The sequence below is a fragment of the Oleidesulfovibrio vietnamensis genome (genome assembly GCF_055388115.1).
Genome location: NZ_AP042419.1, coordinates 1,842,719 through 1,869,479, shown reverse-complemented (window position 1 = coordinate 1,869,479; position 26,761 = coordinate 1,842,719). Strand labels below are relative to the sequence as shown.

The 26,761-nt window shown below is 54.5% G+C and carries 26 protein-coding genes and 1 tRNA gene; 14 read left to right on the top strand and 13 right to left on the bottom strand.

Features of this window, described 5'->3' with window-relative positions:
• Positions 1 to 3: 3 nt before the first annotated feature.
• The gene (locus ACZ5D1_RS08370) at positions 4 to 1,170 is read right to left on the bottom strand and encodes an LL-diaminopimelate aminotransferase (RefSeq protein WP_011367877.1); all 1,167 of its coding nucleotides are present in this window, start codon (positions 1,168 to 1,170) and stop codon (positions 4 to 6) included.
• A gap of 220 nt (positions 1,171 to 1,390) precedes the next feature.
• On the opposite strand from ACZ5D1_RS08370, the gene xerD reads away from it, so the two are divergent.
• The 11 genes from xerD (at position 1,391) to ACZ5D1_RS08315 (ending at position 13,250) form a co-directional block, all read left to right on the top strand.
• Positions 1,391 to 2,320 carry a site-specific tyrosine recombinase XerD gene (xerD, locus tag ACZ5D1_RS08365; RefSeq protein ID WP_273194459.1) on the top strand — a complete coding sequence of 310 codons (930 nt, stop codon included), beginning with the start codon at positions 1,391 to 1,393 and terminating at the stop codon, positions 2,318 to 2,320.
• Positions 2,321 to 2,336: 16 nt separating this feature from the next.
• Positions 2,337 to 5,033, top strand: a complete 2,697-nt coding sequence (locus tag ACZ5D1_RS08360) for a CBS domain-containing protein (protein ID WP_464554561.1) — start codon at positions 2,337 to 2,339, stop codon at positions 5,031 to 5,033.
• 173 nt (positions 5,034 to 5,206) lie between these two features.
• Positions 5,207 to 5,707, top strand: a complete 501-nt coding sequence (locus ACZ5D1_RS08355) for an HIT family protein (protein WP_011367880.1) — start codon at positions 5,207 to 5,209, stop codon at positions 5,705 to 5,707.
• Positions 5,708 to 5,717: 10 nt separating this feature from the next.
• Positions 5,718 to 6,098 (top strand): lipopolysaccharide assembly protein LapA domain-containing protein, encoded by a 381-nt coding sequence (locus ACZ5D1_RS08350; protein WP_011367881.1) that lies wholly within the window; start codon positions 5,718 to 5,720, stop codon positions 6,096 to 6,098.
• A 17-nt stretch (positions 6,099 to 6,115) separates the two neighbouring features.
• The gene (locus ACZ5D1_RS08345; RefSeq protein ID WP_034619153.1) at positions 6,116 to 7,255 is read left to right on the top strand and encodes a tetratricopeptide repeat protein; all 1,140 of its coding nucleotides are present in this window, start codon (positions 6,116 to 6,118) and stop codon (positions 7,253 to 7,255) included.
• 80 nt (positions 7,256 to 7,335) lie between these two features.
• On the top strand, positions 7,336 to 10,050 hold the full coding sequence (gene mutS / locus ACZ5D1_RS08340) for a DNA mismatch repair protein MutS (protein ID WP_011367883.1): 2,715 nt from the start codon (positions 7,336 to 7,338) through the stop codon (positions 10,048 to 10,050).
• Positions 10,040 to 10,516 (top strand): hypothetical protein, encoded by a 477-nt coding sequence (locus tag ACZ5D1_RS08335; RefSeq protein WP_464554558.1) that lies wholly within the window; start codon positions 10,040 to 10,042, stop codon positions 10,514 to 10,516. Before mutS ends, ACZ5D1_RS08335 begins: the two co-directional genes overlap by 11 nt.
• A 22-nt stretch (positions 10,517 to 10,538) precedes the next feature.
• The gene (gene lysA, locus ACZ5D1_RS08330) at positions 10,539 to 11,786 is read left to right on the top strand and encodes a diaminopimelate decarboxylase (protein ID WP_011367885.1); all 1,248 of its coding nucleotides are present in this window, start codon (positions 10,539 to 10,541) and stop codon (positions 11,784 to 11,786) included.
• Between the two features lie 13 nt (positions 11,787 to 11,799).
• Entirely contained in the window at positions 11,800 to 12,243 is a 444-nt protein-coding gene (locus ACZ5D1_RS08325; protein ID WP_273194478.1) for a methylglyoxal synthase, read from the top strand.
• A 75-nt stretch (positions 12,244 to 12,318) separates the two neighbouring features.
• Entirely contained in the window at positions 12,319 to 13,011 is a 693-nt protein-coding gene (locus ACZ5D1_RS08320) for a LexA family transcriptional regulator (RefSeq protein ID WP_464554556.1), read from the top strand.
• A 77-nt stretch (positions 13,012 to 13,088) separates the two neighbouring features.
• A complete protein-coding gene (locus ACZ5D1_RS08315) occupies positions 13,089 to 13,250 on the top strand; it encodes a hypothetical protein (RefSeq protein ID WP_011367888.1) in 162 nt (53 codons plus the stop codon).
• Between the two features lie 142 nt (positions 13,251 to 13,392).
• Here ACZ5D1_RS08315 and ACZ5D1_RS08310 read toward each other — a convergent pair whose 3' ends face one another.
• From ACZ5D1_RS08310 to rimI, 9 genes are all read right to left on the bottom strand, one after another.
• On the bottom strand, positions 13,393 to 13,983 hold the full coding sequence (locus ACZ5D1_RS08310) for a PqiC family protein (RefSeq protein ID WP_464554554.1): 591 nt from the start codon (positions 13,981 to 13,983) through the stop codon (positions 13,393 to 13,395).
• A 1-nt stretch (position 13,984) separates the two neighbouring features.
• Positions 13,985 to 15,016 carry an MlaD family protein gene (locus tag ACZ5D1_RS08305; RefSeq protein ID WP_011367890.1) on the bottom strand — a complete coding sequence of 344 codons (1,032 nt, stop codon included), beginning with the start codon at positions 15,014 to 15,016 and terminating at the stop codon, positions 13,985 to 13,987.
• Positions 15,013 to 15,786 (bottom strand): ABC transporter ATP-binding protein, encoded by a 774-nt coding sequence (locus ACZ5D1_RS08300; protein ID WP_273194485.1) that lies wholly within the window; start codon positions 15,784 to 15,786, stop codon positions 15,013 to 15,015. The genes ACZ5D1_RS08305 and ACZ5D1_RS08300 overlap by 4 nt, the downstream gene beginning before the upstream one ends.
• 3 nt (positions 15,787 to 15,789) lie before the next feature.
• Positions 15,790 to 16,911: an MlaE family ABC transporter permease gene (locus ACZ5D1_RS08295; protein ID WP_011367892.1), complete on the bottom strand. Its 1,122-nt coding sequence runs from the start codon at positions 16,909 to 16,911 to the stop codon at positions 15,790 to 15,792.
• A 196-nt stretch (positions 16,912 to 17,107) separates the two neighbouring features.
• Positions 17,108 to 18,250 carry a glycosyltransferase family 2 protein gene (locus tag ACZ5D1_RS08290; RefSeq protein ID WP_464554552.1) on the bottom strand — a complete coding sequence of 381 codons (1,143 nt, stop codon included), beginning with the start codon at positions 18,248 to 18,250 and terminating at the stop codon, positions 17,108 to 17,110.
• A gap of 80 nt (positions 18,251 to 18,330) precedes the next feature.
• Positions 18,331 to 18,416: transfer RNA gene (locus ACZ5D1_RS08285), tRNA-Leu, on the bottom strand.
• 6 nt (positions 18,417 to 18,422) lie between these two features.
• Positions 18,423 to 18,752, bottom strand: a complete 330-nt coding sequence (gene secG / locus ACZ5D1_RS08280; protein ID WP_027182048.1) for a preprotein translocase subunit SecG — start codon at positions 18,750 to 18,752, stop codon at positions 18,423 to 18,425.
• 48 nt (positions 18,753 to 18,800) lie between these two features.
• Positions 18,801 to 19,553 (bottom strand): triose-phosphate isomerase, encoded by a 753-nt coding sequence (gene tpiA, locus ACZ5D1_RS08275; protein WP_027182049.1) that lies wholly within the window; start codon positions 19,551 to 19,553, stop codon positions 18,801 to 18,803.
• A gap of 11 nt (positions 19,554 to 19,564) precedes the next feature.
• Complete coding sequence (gene rimI, locus ACZ5D1_RS08270) at positions 19,565 to 20,047, bottom strand: ribosomal protein S18-alanine N-acetyltransferase (RefSeq protein WP_011367896.1); 483 nt, start codon at positions 20,045 to 20,047, stop codon at positions 19,565 to 19,567.
• 20 nt (positions 20,048 to 20,067) lie between these two features.
• On the opposite strand from rimI, the gene ACZ5D1_RS08265 reads away from it, so the two are divergent.
• A complete protein-coding gene (locus ACZ5D1_RS08265; protein WP_011367897.1) occupies positions 20,068 to 20,622 on the top strand; it encodes an NUDIX hydrolase in 555 nt (184 codons plus the stop codon).
• A 6-nt stretch (positions 20,623 to 20,628) separates the two neighbouring features.
• Here the strand turns inward: ACZ5D1_RS08265 and ACZ5D1_RS08260 are convergent, their stop codons facing one another.
• From ACZ5D1_RS08260 to ACZ5D1_RS08250, 3 genes are read right to left on the bottom strand one after another with little or no spacing between them, the layout of a single operon-like run.
• Positions 20,629 to 21,432, bottom strand: a complete 804-nt coding sequence (locus ACZ5D1_RS08260; protein WP_464554550.1) for an inositol monophosphatase family protein — start codon at positions 21,430 to 21,432, stop codon at positions 20,629 to 20,631.
• Between the two features lie 56 nt (positions 21,433 to 21,488).
• A complete protein-coding gene (gene mreB, locus ACZ5D1_RS08255) occupies positions 21,489 to 22,511 on the bottom strand; it encodes a rod shape-determining protein (protein ID WP_011367899.1) in 1,023 nt (340 codons plus the stop codon).
• Positions 22,511 to 23,548: a GAF domain-containing protein gene (locus ACZ5D1_RS08250; RefSeq protein WP_464554549.1), complete on the bottom strand. Its 1,038-nt coding sequence runs from the start codon at positions 23,546 to 23,548 to the stop codon at positions 22,511 to 22,513. Before ACZ5D1_RS08250 ends, mreB begins: the two co-directional genes overlap by 1 nt.
• A gap of 315 nt (positions 23,549 to 23,863) precedes the next feature.
• Here ACZ5D1_RS08250 and ACZ5D1_RS08245 point away from each other — a divergent pair, with 315 nt between their 5' ends.
• Positions 23,864 to 25,576: a hypothetical protein gene (locus ACZ5D1_RS08245; protein ID WP_273194677.1), complete on the top strand. Its 1,713-nt coding sequence runs from the start codon at positions 23,864 to 23,866 to the stop codon at positions 25,574 to 25,576.
• A gap of 62 nt (positions 25,577 to 25,638) precedes the next feature.
• A complete protein-coding gene (gcvT, locus tag ACZ5D1_RS08240; RefSeq protein WP_011367902.1) occupies positions 25,639 to 26,721 on the top strand; it encodes a glycine cleavage system aminomethyltransferase GcvT in 1,083 nt (360 codons plus the stop codon).
• The last annotated feature ends 40 nt before the right edge of the window (positions 26,722 to 26,761 follow it).

Here is a 26,761-nt window from a genome sequence, read left to right as displayed (position 1 = left end):
CGGTTACAGGCTGGCGATTCGGGATACGGCCTCCTCAAGTCGCTCGTCATTGACTGTAAGAGAAATACGGAAATACCCTTCGCCTGCCGCACCAAAACCGTTGCCGGGTGTCATCACCACGCCGGTCTCCTGCAACACGCGGGTCACAAAGTCCGAAGAGGTATAACCTTCGGGCACTCTGGCCCAAACATAAAGTGAGGCTTCGGGCACACGGCAGGTAATGCCGATTTTATTCAATGCGGCAATAACGGTATCGCGACGCTTGCGGTAAATGTCACGGATTTCTGCAAGAAAAGCGTCACCGTCGCGCAAGGCCACGATGGCGGCCTCCTGAACGGCCTGAAAAGCGCCCGAGTCCATGTTTTCCTTGACTTTGCCCAGACCGGCCACCAGAGAGGCATTACCCACTGCCATGGCGATGCGCCAGCCCGTCATGTTGTAGGGCTTGGAAAGCGAGTTGAACTCTATGGCCACATCCATGGCACCGGGAATTTCCATAATGGAAAGAGGCCGGTTGTTCTCGTTGTAATACATCTCGGTGTAAGCGGCATCGTGCACCACAATAACATTATGCTTTCTGGCAATGCCGATCAGCTTTTCAAAAAAGCTGCGCGGTGCCATAGCTGCAGTGGGGTTATTGGGATAGTTCACAAAAATGCAGCGGGCTTTTTCCCATGTGGCTTCATCAACGGCATCGAGATCGGGCAGGAAATCATTTTCTTCCAACAGCGGAAGTTCCTGCACCACCCCACCCATAAAGCGGGAAGCAATGGCGTACACGGGGTAGCAAGGCGGGCACACCAGTACCAGATCCCCCGGATTGACAAAGGCTGTGGGAAAATGCGCAATGCCTTCCTTGGAACCGATAAGCGTCAGCACTTCGGTTTTCGGGTCAAGTTCCACCGCATACCGCCGCTTGTACCAGTTGGCCACTTCCTGACGGAAAGCCAGCATACCGGTATACGAGGGGTACTGATGATTTGCCGGTTTTTCAGCCGCCTTCTTCAGGGCTTCGATGACGAAGTCCGGTGTGGGCATATCGGGATCGCCTATGCCAAGGCTGATGATATCCACGCCCCGGGCGGCAACTTCCGCTTTAACCTTGTCTATCTGTGCGAAAAGATAGGGAGGAAGCGTCGCAAGCCGGTCAGCGAGTGTAAACTGGGTCATTCGTGTTGTCTCCTTGGGATTTTCATCCCCGCCGGTATCTCAAGGCTCTGCCATAAGCCCTGTTTTCTGTTCATGCCGTAACTGTCCGGGCGTTCCGGCTGAGTCTGACAAAGTAACTGTTGTCGTAACCGGAGTCAATTTTTAGCTCTTGTTCCGAATTACAGCCCTGTGTAGTATCCTGAAAACATACCCTGATCAATAGACCCAGATATAGAATACCATGCTGAAAAACTCTCAGAAAAATGAAGCTGCCGCCCCGCCCCACCCCATTGTTGACAGCTTTCTGCAGCATCTGCTTATTTCACGCGGACTTTCTGAAAACACGCTGTCGTCATACGGCACGGACCTTCAGAGCTTTCTCGATTTTCTGCACCATAAAAAAAGCCGGCTTGAGGATGTGACGGACCAGAGCCTGCTTTTATATATCATGCACCTGCGGCGCAGAGGGCTATCAAGCAAGTCGCTTGCCCGCCAGCTTGCCGCGCTTCGCGGACTGTTCCGCTACGGCACAGAACAGAATCTGCTGAGTGAAAATCCTTGCAGATTTCTTGAAAATCCGAAAATTCCCAAGTCATTGCCCGAGTACCTCTCGCAGCAGGAAATTGCCGAAGTCCTCGCACAGCCCGACCTTAAAGAAAAGCTGGGCTTCCGCGACAGAACCATGCTGGAGCTTCTGTACGCTGCGGGACTGCGGGTATCAGAACTTATCACTCTCAAGCCCCTCGATTTCGATCCGCTTACAGGGCTTGTCCGTGTTTTCGGAAAAGGGGCCAAAGAGCGCACGGTGCCGGTCCATGCAACCGCGGCCCGTTTTCTTGGCGCATACCTGCGCGACTGGCGCCCGGCTTTCAAACCCGTGGAAGATATTCTTTTCCTCAACCGCTCCGGCAAGGGGCTGACCAGACAGGCAGTCTGGAAGATTGTCAGGCGGCATGTGGCAGATGCAGGCATACACAGGCAGATATCACCGCACACTTTCCGGCACTCATTTGCCACCCATCTGCTGGAAGGCGGCGCCGATCTGCGTACGGTCCAGCTGCTGCTGGGCCATGCCGATATCGCCGCCACCGAAATTTACACCCACGTAGAAACAGAACGCCTGCGCAGGATACACAAACAGTTCCATCCGCGCTCCAAAATCAAAATCTAGCGACGGTCAGAAACGTATGACGACTTCACCCCCTCTTATAGCCGCCCCCGTGGTTGTGACCGCCCATGCCAATGCCGATTTTGACGCGCTGGCTTCCATTGTCGCCGCAGGCAGACTATACCCCGGTGCCACACTGCTTTTCCCCGGCAGCCAGGAACGCACCCTGAGACACTTCTTCATCAAAAGCGCCACCTATCTTTTCAACTTCCGGCAGGCAAAGGACATTGATGTAACCAGCGTTGAAAAGCTGGTCATAGTCGACACCCGCCAGCACTCAAGGGTGCCTCATGTTCATGCTATACTTGAACGTCCGGAAGTTGAAGTACACCTTTATGACCACCACCCCGACACGGACGAGGACATACAGGGAAGCCTTGTGACGGTCCGCCAGTGGGGAGCCACAGCCACCATCCTGACCACCGAAATACAACAGGCCGGACTCGCGCTTACTCCGGATGAAGCCACCATCATCGGGCTGGGTATTTTTGAGGATACCGGCTCCTTCACCTTCGCCTCAACCACCGAACATGACTTTGCCGCCGCAGGCTGGCTGAAAACGCAGGGAATGGACCTGAACACCATTTCTGAACTGCTTACCCGTGATCTGACCAGCGAACAGATATCCGCCCTTAATGAACTGCTTGAAACAGCGCACACGCACGACATCAACGGTGTTCCCGTTGTGATAGCCGAAGCCAGCATGGATGAATACATGGGCGACTTTGCCCTGCTGGCCCACAAGCTGATGGATATGGAAAACATCAGCGTGCTCTTTGCTTTGGGACGCATGGAAGACAGGGTACAGATAGTGGCCCGCGCACGCTCTTCAGACGTTGATGTGGGAGCCATATGCTCCGGTTTCGGCGGTGGCGGACACACATACGCAGCTTCAGCATCCGTCAAATTCAAAACACTTTCTCAAGTAAAGGATGAACTTTTTACGCTTCTCTATTCCGCGGTCAACAAACAGCTGACTGTCGCCTCCATCATGTCTGCGCCGGTCATTGCCGAACCGGAAACGGCAACCATTGCCAAAGCGGCGGAAACCATGCAGCGCTTCGGCCTGAAGGCCGTGCCGGTGGTGATGCCGGGTACCGCACGCTGTACGGGCTACATAGAATACCAGACCGCCACCCGCGCAGTCGCTCACGGGCTGGGCGCAGCCCCCGTGACCGACTACATGAACCGCCATGTGCATACTGCATCGCCCGAAGACGACCTGCACACCATGATGGAAATAATAGTAGGTCAGCGTCAGCGTCTGGTGCCCGTGGTGGACGAAAACGGCAACGCCATCGGAGTGATCACCCGGACGGATCTCATCAATACAATAATTGAAGAGCCCGCCCGGATTCCAGAAACGCTTCAGCCCGACAGAAAGCGTGACCGGAACATCCGTTCGCTGATACGTGAACGGCTGCCCCGCATGCACTGCGGCTGGCTGGAAGCCGCAGGAAAGCTGGGGGATGTTTCAGGGGTCGCGGTATACGCTGTTGGCGGCTTTATACGCGACCTGCTGCTGGGCAGGCCCAATCTGGACCTTGATCTGGTTGTTGAAGGAGACGGGATAACATTTGCCCGCAGACTGGCAAAACAACTGAACGGACGCATACGCGAGCACCAGAAGTTCAAAACCGCAGTTGTAATCTTTGATGACGAAAACGGTGTAGAAAGCCGGATAGATGTGGCTACGGCCAGACTGGAATATTATGAATACCCTGCGGCCCTGCCCACTGTAGAGCTATCTTCCATCAAGATGGATCTCTTCCGGCGGGATTTCACCATTAACGCTCTGGCAGTTCAGCTCAATGAAAGCAGTTTCGGCAGACTGGTGGACTTTTTCGGCTCGCAGCAGGATATCAAAGACAAGCGTATCCGGGTACTCCATTCGCTGAGCTTCGTGGAAGACCCCACCAGGATTCTTAGAGCCATCCGCTTTGAAAAACGATACAATTTTGCTATAGGCCCGCAGACTTCACGGCTCATCAAAAACGCTCTCGGTCTCGGACTCATGGAAAAGTTGTCCGGTTCACGCCTGTTCCACGAACTGCGCCTTATCACTGAAGAGGCCTCCCCGCTCGCCTGCTTTAAAAGGATGGAAGAGTTCGACCTGTTGCGCAGTGTGCACCCGGTGCTGGCACTGAGCTATGGCAAAGAACAAATTATCGCCGACGTGGAAAAGGTGCTCGGCTGGCACAGGCTGCTGTATCAGGACCCTGCGGCGGAAGCATGGACTGTGCATCTGCTTGCCTTGTGCCACAATGCCAAATATGCCGACGTGCGCGATCTGCTTAAAAGACTGTATCTGCCGCGTAAGCAGAGCCGTGATTTTATGCTGCTGCGTGAAAACACCCGCGAAGCGGCGGCCCTGCTTTCCACATGGCTGAAAAAAGACCGTTCCATGAGCGGACTTTACAACATCCTGCATTCTTTGCCGCCCGAAGGCCTTCTTTACATCATGGCAAGAACACGTGTGGATGAAATCCGCAAATTCGTCTCGCATTACCTTACCAAGCTGCGGGATATCCGGACAGACATCAGCGGCGAAGACCTGCAGGCCATGGGCGGGCACCCCGGCCCTTGCTTCGGCAAGGTGCTGAACCATGTGCTGGCAGCCAAACTGGACGGAGCAGCCCACAGCCGTAAAGAACAGCTGGAGCTGGCCCACAGCATGCTGCGACGCTATAATTACGGCCGCGACGAACAGCAATAGCAGCGCGGCACCGGGCACTAATCACTGCAAGGATTTGATTGCGTTCAACGTATTGACTGTGTAGGTAGTTTCAACACCGGTATCATACGGCACAGGCGGCGTTTGCCGCGCTTGCCGCCCGTTTCAGGCGCTTATCATGCAGACGGCCTTGCGGGAAATCAGACGGAGAAAATATGAAAACACTATGGGCACCATGGCGCCTTGAGTACATCCTCGGCCCCAAACCGGACACCTGCGTTTTCTGTCTTCCCGAACACACGCAGGAAGATGAGGAAAGGCTTATTCTGTATCGGGGCAAGTTCAACTTTGTCATCATGAATAAATTTCCGTATAATAATGGTCACCTCATGGTAACCCCTTATCGCCATGTGATGAATCTGGCGGAACTTTCAGTGGATGAGGCGCATGAGAACATGGATCTGATTCAGGCATGCGTCCGCATCCTCAATGAGCGTTTTTCTCCGCAGGGCATCAACGTGGGGCTGAATCTGGGAGAAGCTGCCGGGGCCGGAATCCGTGAGCATCTGCATTTCCATCTTGTGCCCCGCTGGAACGGAGACTCTTCGTTCATGGCGGTGATGGACGAAACGCGCGTCATACCCGAGCATCTTAATGCCACCTATGCCGCACTGAAACCGTATTTTGAAAGGCTGCCCGCGGGCGAACAACTTTAGGAGGAGATATATGCGTTTCATTAAAGTATTAGGACTGGTGCTGCTGTTTTTTGTATCCATGCTGTTCTTTGTTCAGAACACGCAGGTGCTTTCACAGCCCATCACGCTCCGGTTCGATCTTTTCATGGGGGCCTGGCAAACCATTCCCCTGCCCTTCTATTTCCTGCTGCTGCTCGGCTTTCTGGCCGGTTCGCTTGCAACGCTGGTGTATTTCATCGCCGAGCGTATCCGTCTGGGTGCGGCCCTGCGCCGTGCACGCAAGCAGATAGGCCGTCTGGAAAAAGAAGTTAACTCGCTGCGCACCCTTCCGCTTGAAGAGTCCGCTCAGCTGCCTGCCGCCGAAGAAATGCCTGCACAGCCCGCAGCAGAAAAAACGTCCGCCAACGCTTAACCACAGCGGAGAATGATGTGTCATTTCTGTCACGCTTCAAACTGCCCCGCATAAAGCTTCCGGATTTTCTGTCTTCCCCCGGCGACAGAAACATCCTGACGCCGCCTCAGGGAGAAGACCCCGGAGAGCGTGACAGACGCGCGGCCATCAGTGCGCTCAGCCGGGCAGTCCGCAACGACCCCGATTCCGTTGAGATTTATCTCGCCCTGGGCAACCTTTACCGTGCCCAGGGCGACATAGAGCGCGCAGTCCAGTTGCGCAGCACGCTGATTGCGCGCCCCAGCCTTGAAGACCGCCTGAAGGCCAGAGTGTACTTTGAGCTGGGACACGACTACAAGCGCGGCGGATTCATCGACCGGGCGCTGCAGGCTTTTGAGCAGGCCAGAAGGTTGAGCGGTGAATCTGACGAAATAACCCGTGATACGGCAAGGCTCCACGCGGAAAGCGGAAACTTTCTGCAGGCGGCCACACTGTTCGGCAGGCTGGGAATGCGTATCCCGCAGGCACACTATCTGGTGCGTCACGCGCAGGAGGTCATGCAGTCTCATGGCGAAGCCGAAGCCCGAAAATTTTTGTCTAAAGCCCTGAAAGCCAATCAGAGCAGCATTGAAGCCCGTCAGGAATTGATAGGCCTGGCCGCGCGCAATGAGGACTGGCGGGCAACACGCAAGCGGCTGGATGAGGCGCTGAAAACTGTTCCTGCCGACCTGCGCTTTCTTCTGCTGGAAAATCTGCTGCAGCTTTCGCCTTCCGGCAGCAGCACCGCCACGCGGACCGAAGATTTCCGCGTTCAGCTGTGCAAAGCAGTACTGCCCGTGCTTGAGGCACAGTCGCCGGATCTTTTGCTGCAATATTACGGCGCGCTGTACCTGCTGCGCTGCAACGATACAGAAACGGCCAATGCGTGGCTGGCCAAAACCATGGTGCTCAGCCCGGACTTTTGGGCGGCCCGCCTTGCGCTGCTTGATATTGCCATGAAAGAGCAGCAGCTTTCGCCTGTCTTCAAAAGCCAGCTTGAATTTTTCATTGAGCAGGCACACCATGTGAAAAAGTTTGTGTGCCGTGCGTGCGGCCTGCACCGCAAAACCACATTCTACCGGTGCCCGCGCTGCCGCAGCTGGCACTCCATTGCGTTCAGGACCTCGCTGCAGGACTGATTTCCCGCATGCGCAAAGCATTGTTCATCAACAATATATTTTAAATTAAATAAAATACATACGATTGTTCATCTGAATAAATGACTAGCCATTCTCCAAAGCTGACCCCGATGTTCGAACAATACATGAACATCAAGGCCGAATATCCTGACGCCCTGCTCTTTTACCGTATGGGCGACTTTTACGAGCTGTTCTTTGAGGACGCGGAAGTCGCTGCCCGCGAGCTGCAGATAGCCCTGACATGCCGCAACCCCAATGCCGAAAACAAAGTGCCCATGTGCGGTGTGCCCCATCACTCCGCACGCAGCTACATCAGCCAGCTGGTGGATAAAGGCTACAAAGTCGCCATCTGCGAACAGATGGAAGACCCGCGAGAAGCCAAGGGGCTGGTGAAGCGGGGAGTCATAAGAGTTTTGACCTCCGGCACTGCGCTGGAGGACGAAAACCTTTCCCCCAAGGCTCACACCTATCTCGGGGCATTGTGCTGGGACAAGTCGGAAGGAGCCGGCGGATTTGCATGGGTGGACTTTTCCACAGGCGAGTGGTCCGGTCTGCAAAGCCGGAAAGAACAGGAACTCTGGCAATGGGTTCAGAAAATGGCGCCCCGCGAATTGCTGCTGGCCGACACGCTGACACCGCCTGCATCGCTGGAACTGACCGAAACCCAGTTCAGCAAAGTGCCGGAACGCGCTTATTTTGATTACAAACGCTCGGCGGAAAAGATCATGTCTGCCCAGCAGGTTGCCGAACTCGGCGCACTGGGGCTGGAAAACCGCAAAGAACTCGTCCGGGCCTGCGGGGCGCTGCTCACATATCTTTCCCAGACACAGAAGCAGGACCTTAACCACCTTTGCCAGTTCAAGCCGCTGAACCTGAACCGACATCTGCTGCTTGACGAAATAACCGAGAGGAATCTCGAGCTTTTCAGACGGCTGGACGGTCGCAAGGGCAAAGGCACCCTGTGGCATGTTCTGGACCATACGGTCACCCCCATGGGCGGAAGACTGCTGCAGGAACGCCTGAAACACCCGTGGCGCGAACAGGCCCCCATTGACGAAACGCAGGAAGCCGTTTCGCACTTTTTTGCCCACAACACACTGCGCAGACAGCTCAGAGAAGCACTTGATACGGTTTATGACATCGAGCGGCTGAGCACCCGGATTTTTCTGAACCGGGCAACCCCAAGGGATTACGTGGCGCTGCGGCAGAGCCTGAAAGCACTGCCGGCAGTAAGAGAACTGCTGGAGGCCCCGCAGACAGGAGACGGCAGATACGCCACTCCGGAAGAACAGCTGGGGGCCGCCCTGCCGCCCTTTCTGCACAGAATGCTCAAAAGCTGGGATGACCTTGCCGACTACCACGATCTTCTGGAAAAAGCGCTGGTAGACAACCCGCCCCACGTCATCACGGAAGGCGGACTGTTCCGTCAGGGATTCCACCCTGCTCTGGACGAGCTGATGGATCTCTCCGAACACGGAGCCTCGAAATTGCATGACCTGCTTGCAGAGGTACAGCAGACCACAGGCATCAGCAAAATAAAACTCGGCAATAACAGAGTGTTCGGTTATTATTTTGAAGTACCGAAGTCTGTTTCGGAAGAACTGCCCGACACCTTTGTTCGCCGTCAGACGCTGGCCAACGCAGAACGGTATACATCAGAGCGCCTCAAGGAGCTGGAAGAAAAGCTGTTTTCAGCAGCCGACAAGCGCAAGACCATGGAACTGAAGCTGTTTCAGCAACTGCGCGAGCATGTGGCCCAGGCCCGACCGAGAGTGCTTTTCATGGCGGATCTGCTGGCCACCCTTGACCACTGGCAGGGACTGGCGGAAGCCGCCCGGCACTGGAACTGGGTGCGCCCGGTTCTGCATGACGGGCAGGATATTGTCATCCGCGAAGGACGCCATCCTGTGGTGGAAGCCGTACAGGGACCTGCGGGATTCATCCCCAACGATCTGCGCATAGATGACCAGCGCCGCCTGCTGCTGATTACCGGCCCCAACATGGCCGGCAAGTCCACAGTCCTGAGACAGGCTGCGATTATCTGCATTCTTGCCCAGATAGGTTCTTTTGTTCCTGCACGGGAGGCGCGCATAGGGCTGTGCGACCGTATTTTTTCGCGTGTGGGGGCTTCGGACAATCTGGCGCAGGGGCAGTCCACATTCATGGTTGAAATGATGGAGACAGCCCGTATTCTGCGGCAGGCCACCAGGCGCAGTCTGGTCATACTTGATGAAATCGGCCGCGGCACATCAACCTTTGACGGACTGGCTCTGGCGTGGGCTGTAGTTGAAGAACTTATGAAAAAACAGCAGGCCGGCATACGCACGCTGTTTGCCACCCATTACCACGAGCTGACGTCGCTGGAGGGAACCATTCCCGGCGTGCACAACATGAACATCGCCATAAAGGAATGGGGAGGCGAGATTGTCTTTCTGCGCCGGCTGGTGCCCGGTCCTTCCGACCGCAGCTATGGTGTAGAGGTGGCAAAGCTGGCCGGAGTACCGCAAAACGTGGTGCAACGTGCCCGACAGATTCTGGAGTTGCTGGAGCAGAAAAGCAAAGCTGACGGAACCAGACGCCCGGCATCATACCACGAAGCCCAGCCGCTGCTGCCGGGTATGCCCGAACCGCCATCAACAGCAAGTGCAGAACCACCTCAGACCGTCACGCCGCCTGAGCCTCCCGTGCTTACCGCCCTGCGTGACCTTGACACGGACAACCTGACACCACTGGAAGCCCTTACCGTCCTGACGGAATGGAAAACTTTATGGGGAGCCGGAAAAAATGAATGCTGAACGCAGAACCACACACGCACGGACTGTGTGCAGAAGGCTGCTCTGCCTTTGCGCCCTGCTGACCCTTGCCTTTTCGGCCACCGGTTGCGGCAAAAAAGGGCCGCCGCTGCCTATGGACAAGCCCGGCACATTCACATGGGTTACCGCACAGGCTGTTCCCGCAGGGGACGGTTGCATAGGTTTTTCCGGCTCACTGCAGGGTGACATGCTGCAGCTTGATTCCGTGGTTATAGAACTGGAAGCTGTTGCGGAAGATGCAAACTGCCCCAGTTGTCCTTTCAAGCCCACCATGCGCCGGACATACTCTGCCGGTATGCTGGGCCTGCAGGGCGAATCCACAGAGTTCATGCAGACTATCTGCGTTGAAGATGACGCGGCAAGCTACCGCTGGAGATTTGTGGCCAGAAGCACCCACCGCAACGCCCCGTACGGGCTGAGCACCATCAAGATGATGACTTTGCGCTAGCCGCAGATCAAAAGGAGTTTCCATGCATCATTTCACATACCGCGACAATGAACTCTTTGTGGAAAATGTAGCTGTTCAGGAACTTGTGGCCACATACGGAACTCCTTTGTACATATACTCCAAAGCGACTTTTCAGCGCCATTTCACAGCGTTTGATTCAGCATTCGGTGCGCTGCCCCACCTCACCTGCTATTCGGTGAAAGCATGCTCCAACATGCACATTCTGCGCTTTCTCGGCAAAATGGGCGCAGGCATGGACATTGTATCGGGCGGGGAGCTTTTCAGAGCGTTGCGGGCAGGTATTCAGCCGGCCAAAATCGTTTACAGCGGAGTAGGAAAAACACGCACTGAAATTCTGCAGGCACTGGAAGCTGGCATCCTGATGTTCAATGTGGAATCCATGGGAGAGCTGGAAAAAATAAGCGAAGTGGCCAACCAGACGGGTCACACAGCCAACGTAGCTCTGCGCATCAACCCCGATGTGGACCCGCATACCCACCCGTACATATCCACCGGACTGAAAGAAAACAAATTCGGTCTGGACATGGAACAGTCCTATGCGGCTTATATGCGTGCCATGGAACTGCCCGCCATCACACCCATGGGTATTGATTGCCACATAGGTTCACAGCTGACCAGTCTGTCACCATTCAGAGAAGCTGTCGAAAAGATACTTCTTTTCCGGGAAAAGCTGTGCTCTGCAGGACTGTGCATTGACTACATAGATCTGGGCGGAGGACTGGGAATACCGTATGACACCGAAGAACCGCCTCATCCGCAGGAATTCGGCAAGCTGCTTACTGATATGCTTTCGGGACTTGGCATCACATTGATACTGGAACCCGGAAGGGTCATTGCAGGCAACGCGGGCATTCTGGTCACCAAAGTCCAGTACACCAAAAAAACCGCTACCAAAGAATTTGTCATTGTCGATGCCGCCATGAACGATCTTATCAGACCTTCTTTGTACCAGTCACACCATCATATTGCCGAAGTCAGCCCCAGAGGCAGGGCAAAACACACGGTGGATGTTGTGGGCCCCATCTGTGAATCGGGCGATTTTCTGGCACGCGACAGGCTCATGCCTGCGGTAGAACCGCGCGAACTGCTGGCGGTGTTCTCCGCCGGAGCATACGGGTTCACCATGAGCTCGCAGTATAACTCGCGGCCTCGTGCCGCTGAAGTTCTGGTGCGGGGTGATACTGCTCACCTCATCAGGCGCAGAGAGACCTATGAGGACCTCATTGCGCCTGAAGAAACACGTTCTTAAAAGCGGAGGCACTATGAAAGGCCAGCGTAACATCGGCATGGTGGCGCATGACGAACGCAAAGAAGACCTGCTGGACTGGGTGCAGCACAACCTGCAGGCTCTTGTTCCGCACAGGATATTTGCCACCGGCACCACTGGCGGGCTGTTGCGTCAGCGCTTCTGCGACCTGACCATAACCCCCATGAAAAGCGGCCCGCTGGGCGGAGACCAGCAACTGGGTTCCATGATTGCCGAAGGCAGGCTGGATATGCTTTTCTTTCTCATCGACCCCATGGCACCCCATCCTCATGATGTTGACATCAAAGCACTGCTGCGACTGGCAGTGCTGTATAACATCCCTGCAGCCTACAATCGCTCCACAGCGGACTTCCTTATTACCAGCCCGTTTATGACCGGAGAGTATATTCCTGAAATAAAAGATTATACTCCGTACGCGAAGCGGCTTGGCGCTAAATAGCAATCTGCACACGTTAACAAAAATTAACTTTATGCGCTCTGACCGTTGACATCTTTGGAGCGTGCGTTTACAAAAGTGAACATCAAACAGCAAAGCAACAAGGACACCATGGAGAAGCTGTCTTTTGATACATTCTTCCGGCGCGTGAAAGAATCGACCGAAATAAACACCCAACAAGCGCTGGCCAGGGCACTGGGGGTTAACAGGTCCGCCGTTTCACAGGCCAAACAGCGTGAAAAAGTGCCTGAGAAGTGGGTACTGAAAATCGCACGCATGTTTGCGCTGTCCCCTGACTGGCTGGAATCAGGCTCTGGCAGCCATGCGCTCCGCACTGCCGCTTCCGACATGCCGGACGGAATTTTCATTCCCGTACCTAAAGTGGAGGCAAAACTATCTGCGGGGGGCGGCTCGCTTGAAGTGGGCGCCACTGCGACCGGAGAGCATCTGTTCCACAGTACATGGTTGCGCCGTAAAGGAAATCCCGCAGACATGGTACTGATGGATGTGGTGGGAGACAGTATGGAACCGGAAATATTTGCAGGTGATACTGTGCTTGTTGATCAGGGAAACCAGACATTGCGCAACGGAGCCATTTTCGCCATGGGCGTGGATGACTCGGTACTTGTGAAGCGCGTACAAAGTGCCCCCGAAGGTCTGATACTGCTCAGCGAAAACCCGTCATATTCTCCGGTGCTTCTTCAGGGCGATGAGATTGAAACTGTCAGGGTGATAGGCAAAGTCATCTGGATAAGCAGAGAATACCGCTGACAGGACAATATATACGGGCGGCCCGCCGCCCTTTATTTTACAAAAACATGTTCACTTTTTGCAACAAGGAGGCCGCCATGCAAAAACGATTCTGCACTTGCGGAACAGCAGTCTGGGTTTGCTACCTTTTCAACTCATGGAGCAGCGTGTTCTTCAATTGCGAAGATGAAGACTCTTCTGCCCTGCTTGCCCGTTGTCCCTGCTGCGGCAACAAGCTGGATATCAATCAGCTCAAATAGCTGCGGCTGCGGTGTTAATAAAAGTCAACACGCACTGCTCCGCAGCACTGGCTGACTGCGCATGCTGTCCATTCCCCGAACATAAAAGCCCGCCGGTGTGGTGTCGGCGGGCTTTTATGCACATGGCAAAAGAACGAACGAGTCAGATGGCAGGCACGTTGCGCGCGATGTCTTCTGCCAGCAACGCCAGCAGGCGGCTGTGAGCCTGCACATATCCGCTGTAATTATTCTGTTGCGCAGAAAGCCTGTTCACAAAGTAGTGCCACTCCCCGGTATCCGCACCGCTGTCCAGCCGCCACATGGCTTCCATTGTCACATCACCGTCTGTCGAAGCATCCAAACGCAAAATGACAATCTTCACCCGGTCTTCACCGGCTGCATAACTTTCTGTGACAACAGCACGGTTCGTATCTCCGGCAAGTTTTCTGGCCAACATGCGCGAGATGGAATCACGCAGCGGCTCAGCCCAGTAATCAAACTCTGCAAGATAGATCCGGCCTGCATCTCCGCGTACAACGATATTCGGACGATCCAGATACGGCGGAATTTCGACCTTTTCCAGCCACAGCACTGCGCGGGTTTCCTGCGGTATCGCGGCCGGCAGCACGTCATCAGCAGAAAGCAGATAAAATCTCGTGGGGGCGCTTTTTCCCGCACAACCTGTCAGCAAACCTGCAGCAAACAGCAGACATAGCAAAGCCCGCAAAACTCCGGAACAGACACTCATACGCATGCTACCTCCTGTACTCACCTTTGCCCCGGATCAGGGCTTCCGGATGCCGCTCAAGATAATCAGCCCACACCCGCAACGAACGGGCTGCGCCTGTAAGCTCTCTCAACGCTTCCCGCATATCACGCACGATGGCAGCATCAGGAGCTGTAAGCGCCTCCACACCTTCCATCGCTTTTTCCGAACGCCGGGCAGCGGCCTCCAGTGCATCCAGCGAAGCGCGCATGGCAACCGCCGTTTCCTCGGTCTGTGACTTCAGAGTATCCGCCAGTGAACCGTATCTGCCGAGCACATCTTGCGACTTCTTACCAAGCGGCTCCACAGCCGCATGCGTGTCCCGCATCAGTCTTTCTGCAGCCGACACAGCCAGACGGGCCTCCTGCGCAAGGGCAAGAAGCTCCGCGGGCAAGGCCTGTGTTTCAGGTCTGCTGACCAACCTGTCCACAGCCTGCAGCGTGTTCGCAAACCGTCCTGCAAGCTCTTTGACGGGAATCTGCTCAAGCGTTCTGGCAACCTCTTCCATGGCTGATGATATAGTGGGAATTTCAGGCAGCCGCGCCCTTTCATGCAGGACAGGTCTGGTATCGGGATAAAAATCCAGCGTGATGACAAGCTGACCGGTCACAAAGCTTTGCAGGTCAAGGCGCGCCCGCAGCCCGTTGCCAATCAGCCGGTCTAACACTCCCTGCTCTCCAACGCCCAGCATCTGTTCAAGAGAAGCTTCGCCCGACGTGACTGCACTGGAAGAAACCACCATCTGCCTGGTATCAAAATCCACAACCACCGGTATGGTAAACTCCAGAGCTTCCGGATCGGTATAAATGGAAATACTGGAAACTGATCCCACTTTCACTCCGCGGAACATCACGGGAGAACCTATGGTCAGCCCTTTAACGCTTCCCTTGAAAAACATGACACACTGCACGGTTTCGGTAAAAAAACGCCCCGAACCGAACAATGCCACAGAAGCCACTGCAACAATCAATGCGCCGGAGACAAACACTCCCACCACAAAAGAATTTTTAAACCTGCTCACCGTACCTCCTGCACATGTCCCTGACCGCGGGTCAGGAACCTGATCAATGCCGGATCATCAGAAGTATTTAATAATGTTTTGGGATTTCCGGAAGCAGTCATTGTACGCCTGCTCACATCCAGAAAAATGGAATTAGTGCCAATGGCAAAAATACTGGGCAATTCGTGTGTCACAAGGACAACAGTGGCATCCAATGATTCGCGGATTTCCAGTATCAGTTCATCCAGCAGGTACGCGCTGACCGGATCCAGACCGGCTGAAGGTTCGTCAAAAAAGAGGATTTCAGGGTCAAGAGCCATGGCTCTGGCCAATCCGGCCCGCTTGCGCATTCCGCCGCTGATTTCAGAAGGGTAAAAGTCAGCAAATCCTGCTAGTCCCACCAGTGCAAGCTTGAATTCAGCAAGCTCTCGGATTTCCTTTTTATTCAAGGAAGTATACTGTTCCAGCGGCAAAGCAACGTTTTCAGCCAGAGAAAGCGAACTCCACAATGCGCCGCTCTGGTACAGCATGCCGGTTTTGCGCAGCATGTCGCGCCGTGCGCCGGCATCAGCCTGCCACAGGCTTTGTCCCTCATACAGCACCTGTCCTTCAGCAGGGCTTTTCAACCCCACAAGAACCTTAAGAAGAGTACTCTTGCCGCAACCGCTGCCCCCCATAATGACAAAAATATCCCCTCGCCTGATGCTGAAGGACACATCCCGCATCAGAACAAAATCACCATAGGCCACTTTAAGCCCGCGTACACCAAGGTGTTCTGAATCTGTGCTCATAGATTATATCCCGAGAATATTACACAGAAACGTTATAACAGCAGTAGCTACAACGATACTGACTATGCTTGACACAACAGCAGACGTTGTCGCCTTGCCCACAGCAGAAGCACTCCTTCCACAGTGTATCCCCATATAGCAACTGCACACGGCAACAACAAAACCAAAAACCACACTATGTGCAATACCTACCCCGAAGTGGGTTAAAGAAACCGTCTGCCACGTCATATTGAAATACTGGTGCAGATTGATGTCCAGCATCAGCCAGCCCACGGCCGCCCCCCCCACGATACCCATAAGATTGGCATACACGCACAGCAACGGCATCATGAGTACCAGAGCCAGCATCCGCGGCAGAACAAGAAAATCCAGCGGAGAAATTCCGAATGTGGAAAAGGCGTCGATCTCCTCGTTGACCTGCATGGTTCCCAGCTCGGCCGCAAATGCAGCCCCGACGCGTCCGGACACAATAATAGCGGTCATCACTGCACCCATGACACGCAGCATGGCAATCCCTACAAGGCTCGCCACATAAATCTCAGCACCGAACATCTTAAGCTGCACCGCGCCCACAAAGGCAAAAATCAACCCGGCCAGCATGCTGATAAGCGAGACAATCGGCAGCGACTGCGCACCGCAAAACCGGAGTAATGCAAAAGTATCAGACCAGCGGAACACTGCTCTTCCGATACACATCCGCAAAACGGAAAGAGTTACATCACCGATGAACTCCATGACCGAAATCGTACCGGCAAACGCGGCATGCAACGCTTCGCCCATTCTGGCCGATAACGGCGATTTTCTGCTGACGGCTGCGCCTTCTCTTTCAGGAACCTGCGCCGCCAGTGAGAGCAACCGCAGCACACCGTCGGGCAACCCGGATGTGTCATACGCAATACCGCGGCCTTCAAGCGTTTCCAGCACAGAACGGCAAAAAGTGAGAAAGCGGCTGTCCCATGCCGTCAGTCCGGCACATGAAAACGAAACAGCCCCTCCGCGGCAATCACTTTCCAGCCGGAGCGCGAGCTTTCCGACAGAAGGGACAGTGTCGTGCAGCGTCCATCTGCCCTGAAAAACAATCACACAGCGTCCCGCGCCGTCATGCTGCAGATCAACTCTGGCCATAAGAAAACATTCTCCACGCAATGGTTCTTCAGCAAAACTACTCAATACCAACTACGCCAAAAGAAAAGACATGGCTATATGTGAACAAAAAAAGAGGGGCCGAAGCCCCTCCTGACATGTCACACGGCACCCTTTAGCTGATGATGCGGCACGGCTGAACATATGGTTGCACAATTCATGGAAGCATTGCCGGGAGTTACCAGGGTATTCCCTGCTCTGACAACCTGCGGCGGACTCGCCGCTCAAGGCTGCGCAAAAGAAATCGGGTTTTCAAAGAACGGAGCGTGCAGAGAGCCTTGATGCGCCGCCGCAGTGTGTGAAAGCTGTTTTCCTTGTCGGCTGCTTTCCGCTTCAGTCCTTTAGCTTTCCAGATATCCAGCTGAGCCTCTATCTCCTGCATATCCTTGCTGATAAAAGCATCTACCAGCGGCAGAAAGGCCGTCTGCTCCTTAAGCTGCGGAGCAAGAAAATCCGAGCGGAACCATGCAGGATCAAGGCCTTCAAACAGGGTCAGGCAATGACTCACACACCGCTCCCGCCAGACAGCATCCTCGCCTGTCATCCGCGGAGCCAGCTTTTTTATATCTCTGAACAGATTTTCATTAAGATACTTCACAAGCGGCTTTACCGCACCGGCATCAAGCAGGATGCGTTTCACCTCTATGAAATGGGCTATCTGATGATCCACTTCAAGGGGTAACGCCATGGATGTCCGTTTGTGATCCTGACGGAAATAGTACATGAAATGGCCGCACTGAGAAAATCTGTTCACAGAAGTCAGAGCCTGATACATACTGCATACATCCTGACCGAGCTTGAATGCAGGATGGGTAAGGCCTATACGGCGCAGGAAACTTGTTCTGAAAATCCAGCGCCAGAGAACCTTGCTCTTCCAGTATGCAGGGTCGTCAAACGTAATGCCGGAAGCCTCCGGAAGATAAAAATACCTGCGGGTATTAAACGTTTTTTCGGAAAAAACCACCGCGTTGCCGCACACCATGTCCACATCGTCACGATAGGCAACGGCAAGCATTTTCTGCGCGGCATCTCTGTCCAGAAAGTCATCGGCATCAAGCCACAGCAGATAGTCGCCGCGTGCATGCTGCTGACCGACTTCACGCGTGACTCCGGCGCCCCTGTTTTCCTGATCAAAAACCTTTACCCGGCTGTCCGCCTCGGCATATATGCCTGCAACATCAAGAGTCCTGTCAGCGGAACCGTCATTGACGACAATAACTTCAATATCGCTTTCTGTCTGCCACAGACACGACTCCAGCGCCACCGGCAACCAGCGTTCCATATTATAAGCCGGAATCACTATCGACAATTTAGGGGCCATACCTTCTCCGTAACGCTGAAAACATAACGCGTGTACAAAAAAAGCGCTGCAGCTTTCCGCCGCAACGCTTTTCCGCTCAATGGTGCCGAGGGCGGGACTCGAACCCGCACGGACGTAATCCACTACCCCCTCAAGATAGCGTGTCTACCAGTTCCACCACCTCGGCAAATATCTACTGATCGGAAGCAGCAGGCTTTTCAGCAGGTTCTTCGATTGTTACCGGAGCCTGCTTGGGTTTTTCAACCTGCACGTCGATTATGCTCGACTCTGCACGGTGGCTGGCACCGCTGATGTAGTTATAGCTCAGAGACGTGACAATAAAAAGGGCGGCAACAACGGCAGTCAGCTTTGCCAGCATGCCGCCGGCACCCGCCCCGCCGAACATGGAAGAACTGCCGCCACCGAAAATGACGCCCATTCCTTCCTTGCCGGACTGAAGCAATACAAGCACCGTCAACACGATACAAGCGACGATGTGGAGAGTGAGAATCACAGTTTGCACGGTTCTTGTTCCTCCTCGGAGCTATATGCGATTCCGCACCGGCGGAAATCAGGCAAGAATTATCCGGCTGAAGCTTTCAGCCTGTAAAGAAGCGCCACCTACCAAGACTCCGTCCACATTGTCAAGAGAAATGATAGCGGCCGCATTGTCGGGCTTTACGCTGCCACCGTACAGAATACGCATGGAATCAGCCGCTGCGGGCAACAATTCGCGCAGCATACCGCGCACCACAGCGTGGGTTGCGGCAATTTCGGCGGTACCGGCAACTTTGCCTGTACCTATGGCCCAGACAGGCTCATAAGCTATAGCCAGCCGTTCAGGAGCAATACCGGCCGGCACACCGGACAGCCCCTCGGAAAGCTGTCCGCGAAGCACCTTTTCCAGCTGCCCGCCTTCACGTTCTTCCAGCGTTTCGCCGATGCACAGCACCACATTCAGGCCTTTTTCCAGACAAAATGCGGTCTTCTGCCCCACAAAGGCACTGCTTTCACCCAGAACGCTCCGGCGCTCCGAATGTCCGGTCAACGCCCACGCGGCACCTGTAGACGCGATCATCCCCGGCGATATTTCGCCGGTATACGCTCCTTCATCTGCGGGATAGACGTTTTGAGCTCCGCAATAAAAACCGGCAACACCGGAAAAAGCCTGAGCAACCTGTGCAAGCCCCACAAAAGGCGGAAAAACAAGTACCTCACGGTCATCCGGCACTGTCCCCACAGCTTTTACAAGTTCTCCGGCGGTAAGCGCAGCTTCCTGCGGGGTCTTATACATTTTCCAGTTTGCAGCCATCAGTTTTTTCATAGTCTGATCTCCTAAAGTTCCGGACTTTGTTTTTCCGCGTTGTGCGGCGGAACCTGCCGCGTGTAAACCAGAGCATCTTCGCCGGTATCCTGATAATACCCTTTACGCACTCCCGCCGGTTCAAACCCCAGCCGCTCATAAAGCCGAATGGCAGGCAGATTACTCCGCCGCACTTCCAGGATTGCTTTTTCTATGCCCATCCTTGCAGCCACTTGCAACATCATTGACAGCAGCTTACAAGCATAGCCGTTGCGGCGGTGGGCCGGGTGAGTCGCTATGTTCAGAATTTCCAGCTCACCCGCGGCATGATAGATAGCAATATATGCCACCAGCGTCTCCGACAGCCTCAGGCCGAACACGGCAAACACATTCTGCGTAAAAGCCAGCTCAAACTGCTCTTTTGTCCACGGCGTGGCAAAGCACATTTTTTCCAGAGCTACAATTTCGGCACTGTCTTCAGCCGAAAGACGATAAAAAACACAACCGGCAGCCATAAACCCCTGCGTGATACAACATGCGAAAAACAGAAAAAAAAACCGGCAATTCACCAGACGCCGGCACCATGCACCTTGTGGAAGTAGTGGACGCTCTGGGACGCCCTCTGCTGGTTATGCCAGCAGAATCGGTCCATCGGCAAGGGCTTAACCATAAAATCATCCTTGTGCTGCTTTACGACCTACAAGGCAGACTGTACCTGCAAAAGCGCGCCGCCTCCAAGACGGTCTACCCCGGCAGATGGGATCTTTCCGCCACAGGACATGTGCAGGCCGGCGAAGCCGCCATGGACGCAGCCGTACGTGAGCTGCGCGAAGAGCTGGGCGTTGAGCCGGTCAGCATCAAGGAGCTCTGCAGAGTCGCAGCCTGCGCCGAAACCGGCCATGCGTTCACCACCCTGTTCACAACAGGACGCATTTCAGCCGTCCCTTCTCCCAACCCGGCAGAAGTTGCCGAGGGAATGTTCATCAGTGCGGATGATCTCGATGCTACTGTCAACCACTTCGGCGAAATGCTCACTCCGGCTGTCCACTGGGCGTACACCAACGGTTTTCTGTTCCGACGGTCTGCATGAACACCACTATACCGCCAGCAGGCCGGCAGCGGCCCCGTGCAGCACCCCGTTGGTAGCCAGAATGCCCAGCGGATCAAACGCATATGCACTCCGGCCGTCAAAAGCAGTGACACGCCCGCCCGCTTCCTCCACCAGAAGCCAGCCGGCAGCGGTGTCCCACGGTTTCAGTCCGCGCTCATAAAAAATATCGTAATGGCCGGCAGCCAGATAGGCAAGATCAAGCGCAGCGGCACCATAACGGCGCACACCTCTGCATTGTTCAAGGCTGTTTTTCAGCCATGCCAGCACATCCCCGCTTTCTTCCGCCACCGAATAAGGAAAACCGGTGGCCACCAGCGCATCAGCCAGAGAACCGGTGGTTGTAACCCCCAGCCGCACAGGAGCGGCATCTGAACCGCCGCACTGCCGCCAGGCCCCTGCGCCCCGCACGGCCCAGAAGCATTCGCCCATCACAGGGTTATTCACGATGCCCGCCACAACCTTTCCGTCGTGCCACAGCCCCAGTGACGTGGCTACAAAAGGCAGCCCGTGGGCAAAATTTGTCGTCCCGTCCACCGGATCCAGAATCCATGTCCATTTGCCCAGAGAAGCGTCGGGGGAAGTCTCTTCACCCAAAAAAACGGCATCGGGAAAAATGCGTTTCAGCGCATTGCGCAGAAACTCTTCCACAGCGAGGTCAGTGGCTGTCACCAGATCGATCCTGCCCTTGAACCTGATCGTGCGGGGTTTATGCCAGTGTTCCAGTATAATGCCGCCCGCCTCACGCACCGCATTTTTTGCCGCTGCACATAATTCTTCTGTCTGCTGCATCTGCGCCCCGTAAAAAAAGCGGCCTTTCAGCCGCTTCATCTTGTTATAATTCAAGGCTAGTTGACATAAACTCTGCTGTAAAATTTCTTATCATCCAGAGTTCTGCCCGTGCCCCGCACAACCGTGGTAAGAGGCTCGGAATCTATGGTGACCTTCAGTCCCGTCTCTGCCGTGATCAGGCGGTCAAGCCCCTTGAGCAGGGCACCGCCTCCCGCCAGAAGAATACCGTGTGTCACAATGTCGCCTGCAAGCTCAGGCGGAGTTTTTTCAAGAGCCTTGCGGACGGCCATGACTATAGCTTTCACGGGGTCCTGCAGTGCCTCACGGATTTCAGAGTCAGTCACCTCGACCGCTTTAGGAGTGCCGGTAACCATATCTTTACCGGATACACTCATGGAAAGCGGTTCGGGCAATTCAAAGGCCGAGCCCACGGTCATCTTTATCCGTTCGGACATATTCTCGCCGATAAGCAGCTGGAAACGTTCCTGCATAAACCGCTGCACAGCCTGGTTCATGGCATCGCCGGCGACGCGCACTGATTCTGCATATGCTATGGCGGAAAGTGAAATAACCGCCACTTCAGTGGTGCCGCCGCCGATATCAACAACCATGCTGCCAAACGGCTCGTTAATGGGCATATCAGCGCCTATGGCCGCCGCCATGGGTTCTTCTATCAGCTTGACATCGCGTGCGCCTGCCTGCTGGGCAGATTCGATAACCGCACGCTTTTCCACCTGCGTTATCCCCGTGGGCACGCAGATGACAATTCTGGGCTTGGCCATGCTCATCCCGGAAATAACCTTGCGGACGAAATACGCTATCATCTGCTTGGTCACTTCGAAATCAGCGATGACTCCGTCCTTCATGGGACGGATGGCCCTGATACGCTGCGGAGTTCTGCCAAGGAACTCCTTGGCCTCCTTACCCACAGCCAGCACGGTGTTGCGCTGCTGGTCTATGGCAACCACAGAAGGCTCGTTAAGAACTATGCCCTCGGTTCTGGTATACAGCAGCGTGTTGGCCGTGCCCAGATCCATGGCCAGGTCCTTGCCCAGGAACCCGAAAAGTTTTCCAAACATTATATATCCCCGGAGGTGGTGGTATCAGAAGGTTCGCGTGCTCCGGAACCGGCCGCACGCTGCTGACCGAGCTCGTTTTCCAGATCGTGCAGCTGGCTTCTCAGATACAGATTTTCAAGAAACAATGCCAGATGCCCGGCGGCCATTTGAGAAAAAATCCTGACTTCGTCTGAAACTTTTCTAGGCGTTTCGTGCGCCAGACACAGTACGCCCCGCGTTCTTTTATGAACATGCATAGGCAGACAGATAACACTGTGAAACTGAGGTGTCACAGCATCTTTGCCAAACAGCGGCGCCACCTGAGACCCGGATGCGTTGCTGTCCGTTATCACAGGCGTGCCGTTTTTAAATACCCAGCCGATAAGACCGGCACCCAGCGGCAGCTCGCTTGCTGCATGGGCATTCTCAAAAGGTCTGGTCTGCCCTTCCACAAAATATGTTCCCGCTTTTTCGTCAAGAACACAGAAATACGCGTGGCTGAAGCGGGCTGTTTCCGCAGCTATGGTCAGAAACTGCGCGAGAAAAGGCTTCCAGCGGGTCACACGCTTGCGCAGCTCGTAAAGAAGCTGCAGGGCGTTGTAATAAGAAGAAACACTCGCTTTTTCTTCAATGGCGCAGGAGCTGTCCTTCATGTCGACAATCAGTTCTCCGAACAGCTGAAGAATTTTCTGATCCTTGTCGGAAAAAGAGTACTGCCGCTTGCTGTCAAGACAGATCGCTCCCATGCCCTTGCCCAGCGGATACCCCATGAACGCCTTGATCTTGGATTCCTCGTTCTGCATGTAATAGCCAAGGAAACACTGCCGCTGATCAAAATTGTTCACCAGCATGGGCTGCTGGTTCCGCAGTATCCAGCCCACAAGGCCCTGCCCGGGCATGATGGTGCAGGCGGGGTCTATCTTGTCACCCAGGCTGAATCTGGCAGCGACGGAATATGCTTCTCCGCTTCCTTCCGGAAGAAAAAGCACGGAGGAGTACGCATCAAAAACGCTGCTGATGATGCCGAGAATATGCTGATAGCAGGAATTAGTGCTCATAGAATTAGTGACCGATACATGCCGCCGGACAGTCGGGCCGGAATAAATCCGGCGCGAACCGGACGTTGAGACAGTCGGGACAAAACTACCTTTACAAGACATCAGGACGGCTTTCAATGCCGGTCTGCAAACTTACGCGCTTAAAGAGACGTTCAGCAGTGTGAAAACTTCACGGAACCGGCACTATCATTCAAAAAACAATTTTTTGTAGAATATTTTTAGAAAAAAAACTAACATAAAAGATAGCCGGACATGACTGACGGCACACGTGCGGCTTTAGTATTTCATCACATTTATACCGCCATCTTTGCACATATGCTTACACGCTGGGAAGATTCATTCAGGGAGTGCGGCCTCCCGTGGAAGGACGATGTCTCGTTTGACGAGCCGCTTTCCGTCACGTCCCTTGACCAGCTGCGAGACTTCCTTGACGTAGTTCACATCCGCCATTGCCTTCTGCGCCCCTTTTTTGAGCAACAGGATTACCCGCTCATCGATTCCAGAGAGCTGCTGCCCTCGTTTGAAGGCGATCTCATTGAATATAAAAATCTGCCGGGGTTCTGCATGGTGGCTTTCGGCAGACCCATGAACTACTTTCAGGAAATTTTCCAGTACGACAAACTGCACAGCCTGCTGGATGTGACCGGCAAAGCCGAAGGACAGGCATGCCCGCTGGAAAACAACATCATTGTGCAGAACACGACAACTCTGCAGAACAGACTGCCCAAATCCCTGCACGAAGAGTTTCGCTCACGCTTCGGCAAGACTGATGTTTCACAGCTGGAGTACTACCCCGCACTCATGCCGCTGCTGCTTGAAATGGACCGGGGGCAGGTCATGGCGCAGGACAGTTTCGGCTTTTATCATCTTGCCGGCGTCTATGCCTCATTCCCTTCCGACCTTGATTCGGAAATCAAGCGGTTCGGCCTGCACATCGGCAAATTTGCCGTAGGTGACAACGAGCTGTACGAACGCAACCGCCTTTTCGTCTACCAGTTTTTAATGGAACTGTACGGCTTTCCCATTGTTTCCGAACGACGCACCTCAAGCGCGCTTTTTGCGCGCCGTCTGCACAAGCTTGGTGAACACTTCATGGTACGGGTGCTGGGACAGACCGACAGAACCATCACAACCATCAAAAACGGTTCGAACCTGCGGCACTACCCCACTGTGGACAAAATAGCACTGGTTCCCGTGGAACCGGAACAGACCGATGCCATAGCCGACCTGGCACAAGGCGGATACTTTGTCGACGAAAAGCGGCGCGTCATCATACTCAAGGTTACGTACCGCCAGCATAAATTCAATGCCGACAACGTGCGGCAGGAGCGTGCTCTTTCGGTTGAAAGGCAGGAGGTCATCCATCCGGTAACGGGGCAGACACTTACGCATCTCAATATCATTAAAGATACCAGCAATATGTTCCTGCGCCTGAACGATATTGTGCGTGGTGAGTATTCCGGCAGAATAATCTACAAGCGCAATGAAATCATCGAGAACACCGATACAGACGAAAAACGCCTGAAATTCCTGTACGCATGGCTTTCCAAACATCAGCGCAGAATCATCGGCTACAGTGATGAATTTTATGCCAATGTTGTAAAAGTTCTGGACAATTACCTTCTTTCGCCGGACAGATACGAGGTGTTCGGCAGCATGCACGAACTGTATCAGGAAGTCTGGTCCAAATACAGCTACATCCAGCAGGCGCGCAAAGTACGCTACCTTGAAGATATTCAGGACAGAATATATAAGGGCGAGCGTATTTCATACGGCACCATGCTGCGAGAGGCCGTAGAGTTGCTGCGCAACCTCAAATTTGAAATAGTCAGCTACTTTGACCAGCTGGTAGCCAGTGTCATCGCCACCGGCGAATCCATGCTGAACGACCGTTATCTTGTCAGAAATTATATTGAAAAACGTGACGAAGAACTGACGGAATACGGGCGGGACATAAAACGCCTTTACGGCAAACTGGTGGCGCTCATTGACGAGTTCAGAGCCATACGCCGCTCGCGCCGGGAATAACCGTCCGCCTACCTCACACCACTCCTGCGGCGCAAGCCGCAATGACCGCAAGGAGAAATGCCTTGGCCCAACTGCACACCACCCCGCTTACAGCATGGCACCGCGCACACGGCGCTAAAATGGCCCCTTTTGCCGGCTGGGATATGCCCATCCAGTATTCCGGCATCATTGCCGAACACCAGCACACCCGCAATGGCGCATCGGTTTTCGATATCTGCCATATGGGCGAATTTCTTCTGAAAGGCGAAGGAGCCCGCGAAGCGTTGTCACAGGTGGTCACCCACAATCTGGCCACCCTTGCACCGGGCAAGTGCCGGTACGGCTTTCTGCTCAACGAACAAGGTGGCATTCTTGACGACCTGATCGTCTACTGCCTGAACACCGACGAGTACATGCTGGTGGTCAACGGTGCCTGCACTGAAAGCGATTTCGAGTGGATACAGTCCCACATGCCCGCAACTGCCGTGCTGGACGACGTTTCCTCCGCCACGGCAAAAATAGACCTTCAGGGCCCTGAGTCCTTGAATGTACTGGAAAAATGCTTTGCCCGCGATTTCCGCTCACTGGGCTATTTCGGATTTGAACAGGTGACACTGGACGGTGCCTGCGTCATTGTAAGCCGGACCGGATACACAGGCGAACTCGGGTATGAGTTTTATCTGCCCTGGACAAAAGCCCTGATGCTCTGGGAACTCCTGCTGCAGGACAGCCGTGTGCAGCCCGCCGGTCTCGGGGCCCGCGACACGCTGCGGCTGGAAGTTGGCCTGCCTCTTTACGGTCAGGATCTTGATGCCGCGCACACCCCTGCCGAGGCGGGATACGGCATGATGCTGAAATCAGAAGCGGCTTACATAGGCAAAGGAAAAGATACTCAAATCAGAGAGCAGCTCATTCCCCTTATTATCCGCGGAAGGCGCAGCGCCCGTCACAATGATATAGTCACCCTGCCCGACGGCCGGGAAGTGGGCGTTGTCACCAGCGGCTCTTTTGCACCATCTGTGGGCAGCGCTGTGGCTCTGGCGTATATCAACGCAGAATATGCAGACAGGCAGAAATTCCTTGTGCAGGCAGCCCGTACGGCGCTTGAAGCTGAAAAAGCCGACCTGCCTTTTTATAAAAAAGGCACAGCGCGCATCAAGCTGTAACCACAGAATTCCGAAGGCTCCACCTTTTACAGGCACGGCT

Excerpts from the sequence above, each read along its gene's own strand:
- tpiA (WP_027182049.1), bottom strand. The coding sequence starts at position 19,553 with ATGAAAAAACTGATGGCTGCAAACTGGAAAATGTATAAGACCCCGCAG.
- ACZ5D1_RS08265 (WP_011367897.1), top strand. The coding sequence starts at position 20,068 with ATGCGAAAAACAGAAAAAAAAACCGGCAATTCACCAGACGCCGGCACC.
- xerD (WP_273194459.1), top strand. The coding sequence starts at position 1,391 with ATGCTGAAAAACTCTCAGAAAAATGAAGCTGCCGCCCCGCCCCACCCC.
- ACZ5D1_RS08310 (WP_464554554.1), bottom strand. The coding sequence starts at position 13,983 with ATGCGTATGAGTGTCTGTTCCGGAGTTTTGCGGGCTTTGCTATGTCTG.
- lysA (WP_011367885.1), top strand. The coding sequence starts at position 10,539 with ATGCATCATTTCACATACCGCGACAATGAACTCTTTGTGGAAAATGTA.
- ACZ5D1_RS08250 (WP_464554549.1), bottom strand. The coding sequence starts at position 23,548 with ATGAGCACTAATTCCTGCTATCAGCATATTCTCGGCATCATCAGCAGC.
- ACZ5D1_RS08355 (WP_011367880.1), top strand. The coding sequence starts at position 5,207 with ATGAAAACACTATGGGCACCATGGCGCCTTGAGTACATCCTCGGCCCC.
- ACZ5D1_RS08295 (WP_011367892.1), bottom strand. The coding sequence starts at position 16,911 with ATGGCCAGAGTTGATCTGCAGCATGACGGCGCGGGACGCTGTGTGATT.
- ACZ5D1_RS08290 (WP_464554552.1), bottom strand. The coding sequence starts at position 18,250 with ATGGCCCCTAAATTGTCGATAGTGATTCCGGCTTATAATATGGAACGC.
- ACZ5D1_RS08315 (WP_011367888.1), top strand. The coding sequence starts at position 13,089 with ATGCAAAAACGATTCTGCACTTGCGGAACAGCAGTCTGGGTTTGCTAC.
- ACZ5D1_RS08260 (WP_464554550.1), bottom strand. The coding sequence starts at position 21,432 with ATGCAGCAGACAGAAGAATTATGTGCAGCGGCAAAAAATGCGGTGCGT.
- ACZ5D1_RS08245 (WP_273194677.1), top strand. The coding sequence starts at position 23,864 with ATGCTTACACGCTGGGAAGATTCATTCAGGGAGTGCGGCCTCCCGTGG.
- ACZ5D1_RS08325 (WP_273194478.1), top strand. The coding sequence starts at position 11,800 with ATGAAAGGCCAGCGTAACATCGGCATGGTGGCGCATGACGAACGCAAA.
- ACZ5D1_RS08300 (WP_273194485.1), bottom strand. The coding sequence starts at position 15,786 with ATGAGCACAGATTCAGAACACCTTGGTGTACGCGGGCTTAAAGTGGCC.
- rimI (WP_011367896.1), bottom strand. The coding sequence starts at position 20,047 with ATGGCTGCCGGTTGTGTTTTTTATCGTCTTTCGGCTGAAGACAGTGCC.
- mreB (WP_011367899.1), bottom strand. The coding sequence starts at position 22,511 with ATGTTTGGAAAACTTTTCGGGTTCCTGGGCAAGGACCTGGCCATGGAT.
- ACZ5D1_RS08350 (WP_011367881.1), top strand. The coding sequence starts at position 5,718 with ATGCGTTTCATTAAAGTATTAGGACTGGTGCTGCTGTTTTTTGTATCC.
- ACZ5D1_RS08360 (WP_464554561.1), top strand. The coding sequence starts at position 2,337 with ATGACGACTTCACCCCCTCTTATAGCCGCCCCCGTGGTTGTGACCGCC.
- mutS (WP_011367883.1), top strand. The coding sequence starts at position 7,336 with ATGACTAGCCATTCTCCAAAGCTGACCCCGATGTTCGAACAATACATG.
- ACZ5D1_RS08335 (WP_464554558.1), top strand. The coding sequence starts at position 10,040 with ATGAATGCTGAACGCAGAACCACACACGCACGGACTGTGTGCAGAAGG.
- ACZ5D1_RS08370 (WP_011367877.1), bottom strand. The coding sequence starts at position 1,170 with ATGACCCAGTTTACACTCGCTGACCGGCTTGCGACGCTTCCTCCCTAT.